This is a genomic window from Brevundimonas sp. Br13 (assembly GCF_055391505.1).
On sequence record NZ_AP044008.1, the window covers coordinates 403,595 to 416,051 of the forward strand.

The 12,457-nt window shown below is 68.1% G+C and carries 10 protein-coding genes and 1 pseudogene; 5 read left to right on the plus strand and 6 right to left on the minus strand.

The window, feature by feature from the left end; translation table 11 throughout:
* Positions 1–93: 93 nt before the first annotated feature.
* From ACZ5M6_RS02030 to ACZ5M6_RS02040, 3 genes are all read right to left on the minus strand, one after another.
* Positions 94–396, minus strand: a complete 303-nt coding sequence (locus ACZ5M6_RS02030; protein WP_054764246.1) for a winged helix-turn-helix domain-containing protein — start codon at positions 394–396, stop codon at positions 94–96.
* Positions 396–1,019, minus strand: coding sequence for a hypothetical protein (locus ACZ5M6_RS02035; RefSeq protein ID WP_191554684.1), 624 nt, complete (start codon positions 1,017–1,019; stop codon positions 396–398). The genes ACZ5M6_RS02030 and ACZ5M6_RS02035 overlap by 1 nt, the downstream gene beginning before the upstream one ends.
* Positions 1,020–1,273: 254 nt before the next feature.
* Positions 1,274–2,719, minus strand: coding sequence for an AMP nucleosidase (locus tag ACZ5M6_RS02040; protein ID WP_183216631.1), 1,446 nt, complete (start codon positions 2,717–2,719; stop codon positions 1,274–1,276).
* 128 nt (positions 2,720–2,847) lie between these two features.
* Here ACZ5M6_RS02040 and ACZ5M6_RS02045 point away from each other — a divergent pair, with 128 nt between their 5' ends.
* Positions 2,848–4,092 (plus strand): multidrug effflux MFS transporter, encoded by a 1,245-nt coding sequence (locus ACZ5M6_RS02045; RefSeq protein WP_191554686.1) that lies wholly within the window; start codon positions 2,848–2,850, stop codon positions 4,090–4,092.
* Positions 4,093–4,176: 84 nt separating this feature from the next.
* Positions 4,177–6,129 carry a M1 family metallopeptidase gene (locus ACZ5M6_RS02050; RefSeq protein WP_464159479.1) on the plus strand — a complete coding sequence of 651 codons (1,953 nt, stop codon included), beginning with the start codon at positions 4,177–4,179 and terminating at the stop codon, positions 6,127–6,129.
* A gap of 179 nt (positions 6,130–6,308) precedes the next feature.
* On the opposite strand, the gene ACZ5M6_RS02055 is transcribed toward ACZ5M6_RS02050, so the two are convergent.
* Positions 6,309–6,740, minus strand: coding sequence for a DUF488 domain-containing protein (locus ACZ5M6_RS02055; protein ID WP_464159481.1), 432 nt, complete (start codon positions 6,738–6,740; stop codon positions 6,309–6,311).
* Positions 6,741–7,189: 449 nt separating this feature from the next.
* Here ACZ5M6_RS02055 and ACZ5M6_RS02060 point away from each other — a divergent pair, with 449 nt between their 5' ends.
* The 3 genes and pseudogenes from ACZ5M6_RS02060 (at position 7,190) to ACZ5M6_RS02070 (ending at position 10,490) form a co-directional block, all read left to right on the plus strand.
* Positions 7,190–8,167: a complex I NDUFA9 subunit family protein gene (locus tag ACZ5M6_RS02060; protein WP_054764251.1), complete on the plus strand. Its 978-nt coding sequence runs from the start codon at positions 7,190–7,192 to the stop codon at positions 8,165–8,167.
* Between the two features lie 85 nt (positions 8,168–8,252).
* Positions 8,253–10,124 (plus strand): annotated as a pseudogene (gene recQ, locus ACZ5M6_RS02065) (DNA helicase RecQ); the annotation flags it as partial.
* A 69-nt stretch (positions 10,125–10,193) separates the two neighbouring features.
* Positions 10,194–10,490 (plus strand): endonuclease domain-containing protein, encoded by a 297-nt coding sequence (locus ACZ5M6_RS02070; RefSeq protein ID WP_197273363.1) that lies wholly within the window; start codon positions 10,194–10,196, stop codon positions 10,488–10,490.
* Between the two features lie 164 nt (positions 10,491–10,654).
* Here the strand turns inward: ACZ5M6_RS02070 and ACZ5M6_RS02075 are convergent, their stop codons facing one another.
* Complete coding sequence (locus ACZ5M6_RS02075; RefSeq protein WP_464159484.1) at positions 10,655–11,575, minus strand: alpha/beta fold hydrolase; 921 nt, start codon at positions 11,573–11,575, stop codon at positions 10,655–10,657.
* Positions 11,576–11,628: 53 nt separating this feature from the next.
* Complete coding sequence (locus ACZ5M6_RS02080; protein ID WP_054764253.1) at positions 11,629–12,414, minus strand: enoyl-CoA hydratase; 786 nt, start codon at positions 12,412–12,414, stop codon at positions 11,629–11,631.
* Positions 12,415–12,457: the final 43 nt, after the last annotated feature.

Here is a 12,457-nt window from a genome sequence, read left to right on the forward strand (position 1 = left end):
CTGAAACGGTGAATCAGGCTCCAGATTAAAGCGAGAGCATGATTCACGCTTCTGTCGGAACCGCAAAGCGGTTCCGTCCGAAACGATCATGCTCTAGCGCGCCGGCAGCAGGCCCGCCATGGCGTCCAGATAGGCGACGAAGGCGGCGCGGCCCTCTTCGGTCAGACTGGCCTGGGTCAGGGGCTTGCGGCCGATGAAGCTCTTGGTCACGGCGACGAAGCCCGCCTCCTCCAGCTTCCTCAGATGGACCGACAGATTGCCGTCGGTCGTCTGGAGCCGGGTCTTCAAGGTGTTGAAGTCGGCTGTGTCCGCGCCGGACAGATAGGCCATGATCCCCAGCCGGATCCGCCCGTGGATGACCTCGTCGATCCGGCTGATGTCGAAGTCATCGGCCATCAGACGATCTCCGACGGTTCCTGCCGCATCAGGATCAGACCGGGGACCAGGGCGACGGCGGCCAGGACCAGGGCATAGACCAGATAGATGGCCGGACTGTCCGCAAACCAGGCGACGGCGACGGCGCCGGCGTAGGACATCAGGGCCGTGACGCTCATCCACCGCACGCGCGTCATGGCCGCCGCGACCATCCAGGCCGATCCATAGGCCGTCAGAACCACCGTCGGCATGACCGCCATCCAGGCCCAGCTTCCACTCTTCACCGACAGGGCGGTGAGGGCCAACCAGGTGACGAAGATGCCGAAGCCCACGCCGGACCAGGCCGCGCCCACCGCCCGATTGCCCGACGAATTATAGCCGGGGCGTCCCTTCATCCGCCCGATCAGCACGACCAGGGCGGCCGCGAAGACCAGGGCCGAACCGATCCAAAGCCAGAGCGCCGCCCAGGGATTCAGCGCGATCAAGTCGGTCTTGAGCGCCCACTGCCCCAGGCTGGCGCCTCCGAAGATGATGGCCGCAGCCACCAGTATGGGGCCCGCCAGCAGGGGCGCGTGCCGACCTTCGTGAGCCAAAGCCCGCATATAGGCGATGTCGTCTTGGATCGTCTGCGTGTCGCGCGTCATGGCGAACTCCTCCTGAAATCCGATGATCACAGGATGCACAATGCGCTTTGCATTGTAAAGCGCTTTCTTGATCTGCGACAGCGAACAGACCTTCCCCCGCTTGCGGGGGAAGTGTCAGCTCGTCGAGCGCAGCGAGACGGCTGACGATGGGGGAAGTCTTCTTTTCAAGTGAAACCTCCCCCTCCGACCCTGATTCGCAGCGCGAACGCCGGGCCACCTCCCCCGCAAGCGGGAGAGGGTCTATCGCGCCCCTCTTAACGGAACGGCGGCTCGTCGAAGGCGCGGAGCTTGCGGGAGTGGAGTTTGGGTCCCTCGTCCCGCATCAGGCCGACCGCCTGGATGCCGATCTGCAAATGCTCCGAGATCGAGCCTTCGTAGAAGCGGTTGGCCTGGCCCGGCAGTTTGATCTCGCCGTGCAGCGGCTTGTCCGAGACGCACAGCAGGGTGCCGTAGGGCACCCGGAACCGGTAGCCTTGCGCGGCGATGGTGGCGCTTTCCATGTCGATGGCGACGGCGCGGCTCTGGTTGAAACGAAGCGCCGACTTGGAATAGCGTAGCTCCCAGTTCCGGTCGTCGGTGGTGACCACCGTGCCGGTGCGCAGGCGCAGCTTGACCTCGTCGCCCGGCATGCCGCTGACCGACTTGGTGGCGTCGTACAGGGCGCGCTGGACCTCGGCGATCGAGGGGATCGGAATGTCCGGCGGCAGGACCGCGTCAAGCACATGGTCGTCGCGCAGATAGGCGTGGGCCAGGACATAGTCGCCGATCGACTGGCTGGCGCGCAGGCCCCCGCAGTGGCCGATCATCAGCCAGACGTGCGGGCGGGTGACGGCGAGGTGGTCGGTGATCGTCTTGGCGTTGGACGGGCCGACGCCGATATTGACCAGGGTCACTCCTTGGTGGCCCGGCGCCGTCAGGTGATAGGCCGGCATCTGGTGCTTCTTCCAGGCCGTATCGCTGATCGCCGTCTCGGGATTGGGGGTGTCGCGCGTGATCACCACCCCGCCGGCGCAGGACAGGGTCTGATAGGGGGTGCCCGGCGTCTGCAGCTGTTCGATGGCCCAGCGCACGAACTCGTCGACATAGCGGTTGTAGTTGGTGAACAGGACATAGGACTGGACGTCGTCCACCGGGGTTCCGGTGTAGTGTTTCAGCCGGGCCAGGGAGAAGTCGGTTCTCAGCCCGTCGAAATGCGACAGGGGGAAGTCGCCGCCCATGTCGAACAAACCATCGGCGATCTCGTCGCCGATATGGGCCAGGTCCGTGGTCGGGAACCAGCGCGCCAGGGCCGCCGTCATCGACCGGTCCAGCGCCACCTCAAGCCCGTCGGTCACATAGGGGAAGGGGATTTCCTGGTTCGAAATCCCGACCTCGAAGGTCGCGCCGTATTCCTTTTCCAGCAGACCCAGCTGTTCGGTCAGATAGGGGCGGAACAGGTCCGGCCGGGTGACGGTGGTCGAATAGACCCCCTGTTTGGCCAGCCGGGCATAGGCGCGCGGCTCCAGGTCCTGGGGGCGATCCCCGTCCCAGCGGATGCGAAGTTCGGGATAGGCGAACACCCCTTCGGCGCGTTTGACCGGATCGGGCCGGGCGCCGGTGTTGACGAAATCCCGCACGGCGTCGCGCAGGTTGGTCACGGATTGGGTGTAGAGGGTTTCGAGGCGGTCCAGCGCCGCCTGTGCTGTCATCTGTTCTGTCATGACTTCCTCTAGCGAAGCTTCATGACATTGGCGAGGCGCCCGGCGTTCAACCTCGATTTCGCTGCATTGCAGCAATTTATAGCCGGCGACTGGTTGCGGTTCGCGGCGCGGCGGGGCATCTGGCCCGGATGTCCGTTTCCGCCGCGTCAGCCCCCGCCAGAAGAGAACCCGGATTCGTCGAGTTCGTCTGTCTGATCGCCCTGATGATGGCGCTGAACGCCCTGGCGATCGATTCCATGCTGCCCGCCCTGCCCGCCATAGGCGCCGACCTGGGCGTGGCGAACGAAAACAGCCGTCAGTGGGTGGTGACCGCCTATCTTCTGGGCTTCGGCGCGGCGCAGCTGATCTATGGTCCGGTCGCAGACCGGTTCGGACGCAAGTCGGTGCTGCTGTTCGGCGTCGGCGTCTATGTGATGTTCAGCCTGCTGGCGACCCTGGCCCCGACCTTCGAGACCCTGATCCTGGCGCGGATCGGCCAGGGGCTGGGCAGCGCCTGCACCCGCGTGCTGGCCGTCTCCATCGTGCGCGACCGCTATGAGGGGCGCACCATGGCGCGTGTCATGTCGTTCAGCTTCCTGGTCTTCCTGGGCGTGCCGATCCTGGCGCCGTCCCTGGGGCAACTGATCATGCTGGTCGGGCCGTGGCGCTGGATCTTCGCCGGCCTGGGTCTGATCGGCGTCGGTCTGATCGTCTGGGCATCCTTACGCCTGCCCGAGACCCTGAAGCCGGAGGATCGTCTGCCGATCCAGGTCAAACGCCTGACCTCGGCCTATCGCACCGCCCTGACCGACCGCACCGCCATGGGCTACACCCTGGCCATGACGGCCATCACCGGCGCCCTGTTCGGCTTCATCAACTCCTCGCAGCAGATCTTCGCCGACGTCTTCGACGCCGAGGCCGCCTTCCCCGCCGTCTTCGCCCTGATCGCGGGCGGCATAGCGGTCGCCTCCCTGGTCAACGCCCGACTGGTGGTGCGGCTGGGCTCGCGCAAGATCTCCCATACCGCCCTGATCGGCTTCACCACGGTTTCGGCGGTCCATGCGGCGGTGGCCCTCAGCGGCCATGAAACCCTGATCACCTTCGCCGTCCTCCAGACCCTGACCATGTTCTGTTTCGGCCTGATCGCCGGGAACTTCGGCGCCATGGCCATGGAGACCATGGGCCATATCGCCGGCACGGCCGCCTCGATCCAGGGCTTCATCTCCACCGTCTTCGGCTCCCTGCTGGGCTTTGCGGTGGGTCAGCAGTTCAACGGCACCACCGTGCCCATGTCCCTGGGCTTCACCGTCTTCGGCCTGACGGCCCTGGCCCTGGTCCTGTTCGCCGAGCGGGGCCGGCTGTTCCGCGCCCATCACGCGCCACCGACCGCATAGGCTGCGGCCGCGTCGAGGCTTGATCTTTTTCGCGTTTCCGCGCGTTCTCCGGGCCAAGCTCATGATCTGATCCGGAAAGCCTCGATGACGCGCAAAGCCTTCGGCCTCGTCTCCGCCCTCGCACTCGCCTCGGCCCTGGGCCTTTCGGCCTGTTCGACCACGACCGGAAGCGCGGCCCTGGCGCCGCCGGCCGTCGCGCCCGCCCCCGGCCCGGACGCCGTCGACAGCCACACCTACGCCCGTCCCGAGATCGCCCGCGTCGTCGATGTGGCCCTGGACCTGACCGCGAACTTCGAGGCCAAGACCCTGTCGGGCACGGCGACCCTGGACATCCTGGCCGTCCCCGGCGCCAACGAGATCATTCTCGACATCCGCAATCTGGACATTCAGGACGTGCGCGACGCCTCGGGTCAGCCGCTGCGTTACGTCGTCGGCGACAATGACGCCATCAAGGGCCAGCCCCTGACCGTCTATTTCCCGGCCTTCGCGCCCGACGAACGGCGCAAGATCACCGTCCGCTATTCGACCCGGCCCGACGCAGCGGCCCTGCAATGGCTGTCGCCCAGCCAGACGGCGGGCGGTCAAAAGCCCTATCTGTTCAGCCAGGGCCAGGCCATCCTGACCCGCACCTGGGTCCCGACCCAGGACAGCCCCGGCATTCGCCAGACCTATTCGGCCCGGATCACCGCGCCCGAAGACCTGACCGTGGTCATGAGCGCCGACCATCTGACGCCGAACGGCGAGCCCGCCGCCGACGGCATGAAGACCTGGCGCTTCCGGATGGACAATCCGATCCCGCCCTATCTGATCGCCATCGGCGTCGGCGACATCGCCTTCGCCCCCTTCGACGAACGCACCGGGGTCTGGACCGAGCCCAGCCGCCTGCGCGCCGCCGCCCATGAGCTGGAGCCGACCGCCGAGATGGTGGACGCGGCCGAAAAGCTCTACGGCCCCTATCGCTGGGGCCGCTACGACCTCCTGGTCCTGCCGCCCTCCTTCCCGTTCGGCGGGATGGAGAACCCCAAATTGACCTTCGCCACCCCGACGATCATCGCCGGGGACCGGTCGCTGGTCTCGCTGGTGGCGCACGAACTGGCCCACTCCTGGTCCGGCAATCTGGTGACCAACGCCACCTGGAACGACTTCTGGCTGAACGAGGGCTTCACCGTCTATTTCGAGAACCGGATCATGGAGTCGGTCTATGGCCATGACCGCGCCATGCAGGAACAGGTTCTGGGCTGGGGCAGCCTGCAGGACACGCTGAAGTCCCTGCCCGCGCCCGACACCCGCCTGCATCTGGACCTGAAGGGCCGCGACCCCGACGACGGCATGAACGACATCGCCTATGAGAAGGGCGCCCTGTTCCTGCGCACCGTCGAACGCACCGTCGGGCGGGATCGGTTCGACGCCTGGCTGCGCGGCTATTTCGACCGCAACGCCTATCGCCCCATGACCACGGCCATGTTCCTGGACGACATCCGCACCCATCTGGTGAAGGGCGACGCTGCCCTGGAATCCCAGCTTCAGCTGGACGCCTGGGTCTATCAGCCCGGCCTGCCGTCCAACGCCGTGGCGCCCGTTTCGAACGCCTTCAAGCCGGTCGATGACGCGGCATGGGCCTTCTTTGTCGGCAAGGGCCCCGCCTCGGCCGTCCCCTGGAAGGACTGGAACACTCAGCAGCGCCAGCGCTTCCTCGGCTGGCGCCCCCCGGTTGGAAACGGCAGCGGCGACTGGCTCACCGACGCCCAGCTGGCGGACATGGAGCGCACCCTGAACCTGGCGAACGAGGGCAACAGCGAACTGACCTTCGCCTGGCTCCAGATCGCCCTGGCCCACCGCTATCAGCCGTCGGTCGCCACGGCGGAGCGGTTCCTGACCAGCCAGGGCCGGCGCAAATTCGTCCTGCCCCTGTTCCAGACCCTGTGGAACGAGGGCGACTGGGGCCGTTCCATCGCCCGCCGCATCTACGCCGAGGCCCGGCCCCTGTACCATCCGGTCACCAGCGGTTCGGTCGATGACCTGGTGGGCCGGCCGTAAAGCAAAAGACCCTCTCCCGCTTGCGGGAGAGGTGACCCGGCGTTCGCGAAGCGAACCAGGGTCGGAGAGGGGAGTCTTATTTCAGAAGAAAAACGCCCCCCAATCGTCAGGCGTGGCGCTTCGCGCCACGACCTGCTGATTCCCCCGCAAGCGGGGGAAGGTGGGCCTCGCCCTCACCCCTACAGATTGACCACCGTCGCCCCGTCCTCCTCGGCCAGCCGCTCGGCCAACACCGCGCGGTGGCATCCCGCGTGATCGGCCTCGAAACACAGCAGGGCCACACGCTTCTCCCCCGCCAGATCCTTCAGCCGGGCGTACTCCATCTGGGCCTGGGGTTCGGCCAGATGGTCGGCGAAAATCGCGCGCATCTCGGCGACATGGCCCTTGCGGGCCGCGTCGCGACCGGCCTTGGGCGTGCCCAGCCCCCGCAGATGCAGATAGTCGATCCCCTCGGCCTTCAGGCTTTCGCCCAGGACCGTCTTGGAAAAGCCGGCGCGGCGCGAGGCGGCGACCGCCCGGACGTCGATCAGCAGATCAACCCCGGCGGCCTTCAGCCGCTCGATCACCTCCGCCTGGGTCGCCCCCTCATATCCGATGGTGAAAATCTGCATGGGCCTTAAATGGGCGAGCGCCGCTCGATCGCCAAGCCGCCCTCAGCCTTTCCAACCGGTTAGGACTCCAAACCCGCCTTCTACGCCCCTGGGCCGCCCGCCGTGCGACAGTCGCGGATCGACGGGGACGAGCGGAGGCGGCGGACGGGCGAAGAGATCGGATCGGACACATCGGACACTTCGGACACCTTTTTTGGGAGCGCACGACCGCGCGAACCGGACACATCGGACACATCGGACACTCTTTTTCAGGAGCGGACGACCGCGCGAACCGGACACATCGGACACATCGGACACTCTTTTTCAGGAGCGGACGACGGCGCGGATCGGACAAATCGGACAAATCGGACTCTGTTTTTCGTTTCATCCGCCCGGACCGGGTCGCCCGCGTTGCGATGCGGCGCCCCATCGGCTATCCCGCCGACACGGAATTCACTGGAGCTTCTCCCATGGCTGACCTCGCCCCCGGCGTCGTGACCCTCTTCGGAGGTTCGGGCTTCATCGGAGCCCAGGCGGTGCGCGCCCTGGCCCGTCGCGGCTGGCGCATCCGCGTGGCGGTGCGCAACCCGGTTCTGGCCATCGAGGTCCAGACGGCCGGCGATCCGGGCCAGATCCAGTTCATGCGCTGCGACGTCACCAGCGCCGAGGACGTGGCGGCGGCCGTGCGCGGCTCGAACGCCGTGGTCAATCTGGTCGGCGTCCTGCACGACGGCGGCGGCAAGCGCGGCTTCAAGAGCGCCCACGTCGAGGCCGCCAGGAACATCGCCCAGGCGGCCCAGGCCGCCGGCGTCGAACGTGTCGTCCAGATCTCGGCCATCGGCGCCGATGCGAACAGCCCCTCCGCCTACGCCCGCACCAAGGGCGAGGCCGAAAACGAGATCCGCGCCGTCTATCCCGACGCCGTCATCCTGCGTCCTTCGCTGGTGTTCGGCGCCGACGACGGCTTCCTGAACCGGTTCGCCGCCATGGCGACCCTGGCGCCCGCCTTGCCGCTGATCGGCGGCGGCAAGACCCGGTTCCAGCCGGTCTATGTCGGCGATGTGGCCGAGGCCGTGGCCCGGGCCGTGACCCGAGGCGACGCGGCCGGCCGCACCTATGAACTGGGCGGACCGGACATCTATACGTTCCGCGAGGTGCTGGAGCTGGTGAAGCGCGAGACCCACCGCGACCGTCTGCTGGCCCCCATTCCCTTCCCGGTCGCCCGACTGCTGGGCTCGCTGCTCCAGACCGTCAGCCTGATCGGTCTGACCCCGCCCCTGACCCGCGACCAGGTCGTCATGCTGCAGAAGGACAATGTGGTCTCGCCGGGCGCCGAGGGTCTGGCCGCGTTGGGCGTCGTCCATCCGGCCAGCATGGAGTCGATCGCGCCCTCCTATCTGTACCGTTATCGGGTCGGCGGCCAGTTCGCCCCCTCGCTCGCGCACTGATCCGTCCCCAGCCGCGTCAGCCGCTCGGCCGTGAAAGCGGTCGAAGGGGCTTCGCAGGTCGGAACAAAGAGTGCACAACCTTCGGATGCCGGCTACGCAGACCCAGCCCCGCCCCGCCACGACGCCCGGTCTGGCCGACGCCCGCTCCCTGCTGTCGCGGGTCTGGGGCCATGGCGACTTCCGCGGCCTGCAAAGCCAGGTGGTGGCCGAGGTCCTGGCCGGGCGCGACGTCCTGGCCGTCCTGCCGACCGGCGGCGGCAAGAGCGTCTGCTATCAGATCCCGGCCATCCTTCGCCCCGGCCTGGGCCTGGTGGTCTCGCCCCTGATCGCCCTGATGACCGACCAGGTCGAGGCCCTGAAACAGCAGGGGGTGGCGGCCGCCCGGCTGGATTCCGGCGTCTCGCTGGACGAACGGTCGGCCATCTGGGCCGCCGCCCGCTCCGGCGCTCTGGACCTGCTGTACGTCTCGCCCGAAGGCCTGGCGGCGGGCGCCATGATGGACCGGCTGGCCGAGCTGCCGCTCAGCCTGATCGCCATCGACGAGGCCCACTGCGTCAGCCAGTGGGGCCACGACTTCCGCCCCGACTATCGCAACCTGGGCCTGCTGGCCGAGCGGTTCCCCCACGTCCCGCGCATCGCCGTGACCGCCACGGCCGACGCCCGCACCCGCGACGACATCCTGCGCTCGCTGCGGCTGGAGGGAGCCCGGGTCTTCGTTGACAGTTTCGCCCGCCCGAACCTGCAGCTGTCGGCCGAGCGCAAGGAGAGCGCCTCGCGCGCCAGGACCGACGCCCGGGTCATCGAACTGGTGCGCGAACGGCGGGGCAAGTCGGGCGTGGTCTATTGCGGCAGCCGCGACGGCTGCGAACGCGTGGCCCAGGCCCTGCGCGACGCCGGGACCAACGCCATAGCCTATCACGCCGGCATGGATACGAAGGAGCGCGACCGCCGTCTGGAGCGGTTCCTAGCCGAGGACGGGGCCGTCATGGTGGCCACCATCGCCTTCGGCATGGGGGTGGACAAGGCCGACGTCCGCTTCGTCATCCACGCCGATCCGCCCGGCAGCCTGGAGGCCTATTGGCAGGAGATCGGCCGGGGCGGCCGGGACGGCGAACCGGCCGAGGGCATCACCCTGTACGGCCCCTCCGACATCGCCTGGACCCTGCGCCGGCTGGACGGCCGCCCGATGGCCGAGGAGGTCAAACAGGTTCAGGTGCGCAAGGCCCGCCAGCTGTTCGCCATGCTGGACGGCGCCGTCTGCCGCGCCCAGGCCGTGCGCCGCTATTTCGGCGAGACCGATGCGGCCCCTTGCGGCGTCTGCGACATCTGCGGCGACCCGCCCCAGACCTATGACGCCACCGTCCCCGCCCAGAAGGCCCTGGCGGCGGTCCAGCGCCTGGGCGGCCGGTTCGGCCGGGGCCGGGTGATCGACCACCTGACCGGCCGCACCAAGGACGTCCAGCCGTGGGAGCAGCAGCTGTCCACCTGGGGCATAGGCGCCGACGTCTCGCCCAACGGCTGGCGCGACATCGTCGACCACCTGCTGTTCGAGGGCCTGCTGGTCGAGGACCCGAACGACGGCAAGCCCCTGGTCGGCCTGGGCGACCCCGAGGCGGTGCGCGCCGTGTACAAGGCCGAGCGCAGGATCGAAGTCCGCCGCGCACCGGTGCGCGCCTCCAGTTCCAGCTCGGGCCGCCGCGACCGGACCGGCGAAGGCCGCAACGCCGCGCTCGAGACCATGGACGCCGACGTCCGCGCCCGCTTCGAGCGCTTACGCGCCTGGCGCCGCGACCGTGCTTCGGAACAGCACGTCCCGCCCTATGTCATCTTCCAGGACAAGACCCTGCTGGAGATCGCCCAGGCCCAACCGCGCGACCTGACCGCCCTGGCCGCCCTGCCCGGCGTCGGCCAGTCGAAACTGGACCGCTACGGCAAAGGGGTGCTGGAGACGTTGGCGCAGGGTCTGGAGCCCGAAGAAGGTCGTTCGTCCGACATCATCGACAAGGCGCGCGATCGGCGGCGGGACATGAGCCTGCCCGAGGTCCAGCTATGGCAGGCGCTGCGGGGCGAGAAATTGGGCGGGCTGAAGTTCCGACGCCAGCACCCGATACCGCCCTATGTGCTCGACTTCTACTGCGCCGGCGTTCGACTGGCGGTCGAGATCGACGGCGACAGTCACGACGGCCGTGCGGCGCAGGACGCGCGCCGCGACGCCTTCCTGCTCGAGCAGGGCATACGCACCCTGCGGATTCCGGCCCGCGACGTGCTGAACGATCTTCCCGCCGTGACCGATCACATTTATCGCGAGGCCAAAGGCCAATAGGACCCTCTCCCGCTTGCGGGGGAGGTGGCCCGGCGTTCGCGCAGCGAACCAGGGTCGGAGGGGGAAGTCTTCTTTCTTCCAGAAGCGGAACTTCCCCCATCGTCAGCCGTCTCGCTTCGCTCGACGAGCTGACACTTCCCCCGCAAGCGGGGGAAGATCTTTGCCTATCCCAGAAACTGCTCCACGGCCGCCTGGAACCGGGCCGGTTGGTCGATCATCACCTGGTGGTCGGCGCCCTCGATGCGCACGAACTGGGCCGGGCGCGGCAGGGTGGAGAAGCCGTAGCGGTAAAGCCCCTCCAGCCGGTTGCGCGGATTGTTCGTATCCCGCGTCCAGCCATAGACCACCGTCACCGGGGCCGAGACGTCGCGCAGCCGGGGCCGCAGGTCTACGGTCAGGGCCTCGTACAGCCCCTGGGCCAGAACGCGCCGGTCGCCGCCCTGAAGGCCCAGGCCGTCGAACACCATGTCGCCGGCCAGGCCCAGGTCCCCGCCCAGGGCCGAGACCTGGCCCTTCAGCGCCTGGTCGCCGAACAGCATCAGGGCCTGATAGCCCAGGCGCGCCAGGGGCTCGACCTCGCGCGTCGTGACGCGGGAATCGACCAGGGCCGGAAAGAAGGGGGCGGAATCGACCACCATCACCCGCCCGACTCGGCCACGCATGTCCGCCGCCACGCGCAGCGCGATCTGACCGCCCAGCGAATGGCCGATCAGAGCGGGCCGGGACAGCCTGTGCTCGCGGATGTAGCGTTCGATCTCCAGCGCAGCCGGGGCGGCCAGGGCGCCGCGGGCGTTGGCGCCGATGTCCGTCTGACCAAAGCCGCGGATCGTCACCAGATGAACCCGATAGCGGCCCTCCAGCCTGTCCGCCGTCGACCGCCAGGCCGCCCCGGTCGATCCCAGGCCGGGGATGAAGATCACGTCCGGCCCCGCGCCTCGCGTCTCCACGATGATCCGATCAGAGCGGAAGGCGGGGGCCAGAGACGCTGGGGCTGGGGCTGGGGCTGGGGCTGGGGCTTGAGCCAAGGCGAGGCCCGGCAGGACGAGGGTCAGGATCGCAAGGAGCGAGAGCAGAAGGCGGCGCATGACGCCCTCCTAACGCCGGATCACGGCGATCGGTTGACGGTCGCGGCCTTGGATCACCGCCCCTTGAAGTCGGCTTTGCGCTTTTCGACGAAGGCGGCCATGCCCTCCTTCTGGTCGTCGAAGGCGAACAGGGAGTGGAACAGGCGACGTTCGAAACGGACGCCCTCGGTCAAGGTCGTCTCCAGGGCGACATTGACCATCTCCTTGTTCATCATCACCGCCAGGGGACTTTGCGAGGCGATCTTGGCGGCCGCCGCGCGGGCCTCGTCCAGCAGGGCCTCGGGGGCGACGACGCGGCTGACCAGGCCGGCGCGCTCGGCTTCCGCCGCATCCATCATCCGCGCGGTCAGGATCATGTCCATGGCCTTGGACTTGCCGACCAGGCGCGTCAGCCGCTGGGAGCCGCCGATGCCGGGCGCCACGCCCAGATTGATCTCGGGCTGGCCGAACTTGGCGGTCTCGGAGGCGATGATGAAGTCGCACAGCATGGCCAGTTCGCAGCCGCCGCCCAGGGCATAGCCCGACACCGCCGCGATGATCGGCTTTCTGAACCGGGTGATCCGGTCATGGCCCAGGGCGAAGAAATTGCCCTTGAACATGTCGGCGTAGGACTGGTCCGCCATCTCCTTGATGTCGGCCCCGGCGGCGAAGGCCTTGGCCGAGCCGGTCAGGATCAGGCAGCGCACGCTGTCGTCGGTCTCGACCGCGTCCAGGAAGGCCGCCAATTCGCCGAACAGGGTCGAGTTCAGGGCGTTCAGCGCCTCGGGCCGGTTCAGGGTCACGACCGCATAGCCGTCGGCGCAGCGTTCGATCAGAAGGGTGGAATAGGCGTCGGCCATGTGCGGTCTCCTCTGTTGACGCCGGTCATAGAGGATCGACGGC

What these genes read in the sequence shown, in the direction of transcription:
- ACZ5M6_RS02030 (WP_054764246.1), bottom strand. Translation starts at nt 396, where the DNA reads ATGGCCGATGACTTCGACATCAGCCGGATCGACGAGGTCATCCACGGG.
- ACZ5M6_RS02035 (WP_191554684.1), bottom strand. Translation starts at nt 1,019, where the DNA reads ATGACGCGCGACACGCAGACGATCCAAGACGACATCGCCTATATGCGG.
- ACZ5M6_RS02040 (WP_183216631.1), bottom strand. Translation starts at nt 2,719, where the DNA reads ATGACAGAACAGATGACAGCACAGGCGGCGCTGGACCGCCTCGAAACC.
- ACZ5M6_RS02045 (WP_191554686.1), top strand. Translation starts at nt 2,848, where the DNA reads ATGTCCGTTTCCGCCGCGTCAGCCCCCGCCAGAAGAGAACCCGGATTC.
- ACZ5M6_RS02050 (WP_464159479.1), top strand. Translation starts at nt 4,177, where the DNA reads ATGACGCGCAAAGCCTTCGGCCTCGTCTCCGCCCTCGCACTCGCCTCG.
- ACZ5M6_RS02055 (WP_464159481.1), bottom strand. Translation starts at nt 6,740, where the DNA reads ATGCAGATTTTCACCATCGGATATGAGGGGGCGACCCAGGCGGAGGTG.
- ACZ5M6_RS02060 (WP_054764251.1), top strand. Translation starts at nt 7,190, where the DNA reads ATGGCTGACCTCGCCCCCGGCGTCGTGACCCTCTTCGGAGGTTCGGGC.
- ACZ5M6_RS02070 (WP_197273363.1), top strand. Translation starts at nt 10,194, where the DNA reads ATGAGCCTGCCCGAGGTCCAGCTATGGCAGGCGCTGCGGGGCGAGAAA.
- ACZ5M6_RS02075 (WP_464159484.1), bottom strand. Translation starts at nt 11,575, where the DNA reads ATGCGCCGCCTTCTGCTCTCGCTCCTTGCGATCCTGACCCTCGTCCTG.
- ACZ5M6_RS02080 (WP_054764253.1), bottom strand. Translation starts at nt 12,414, where the DNA reads ATGGCCGACGCCTATTCCACCCTTCTGATCGAACGCTGCGCCGACGGC.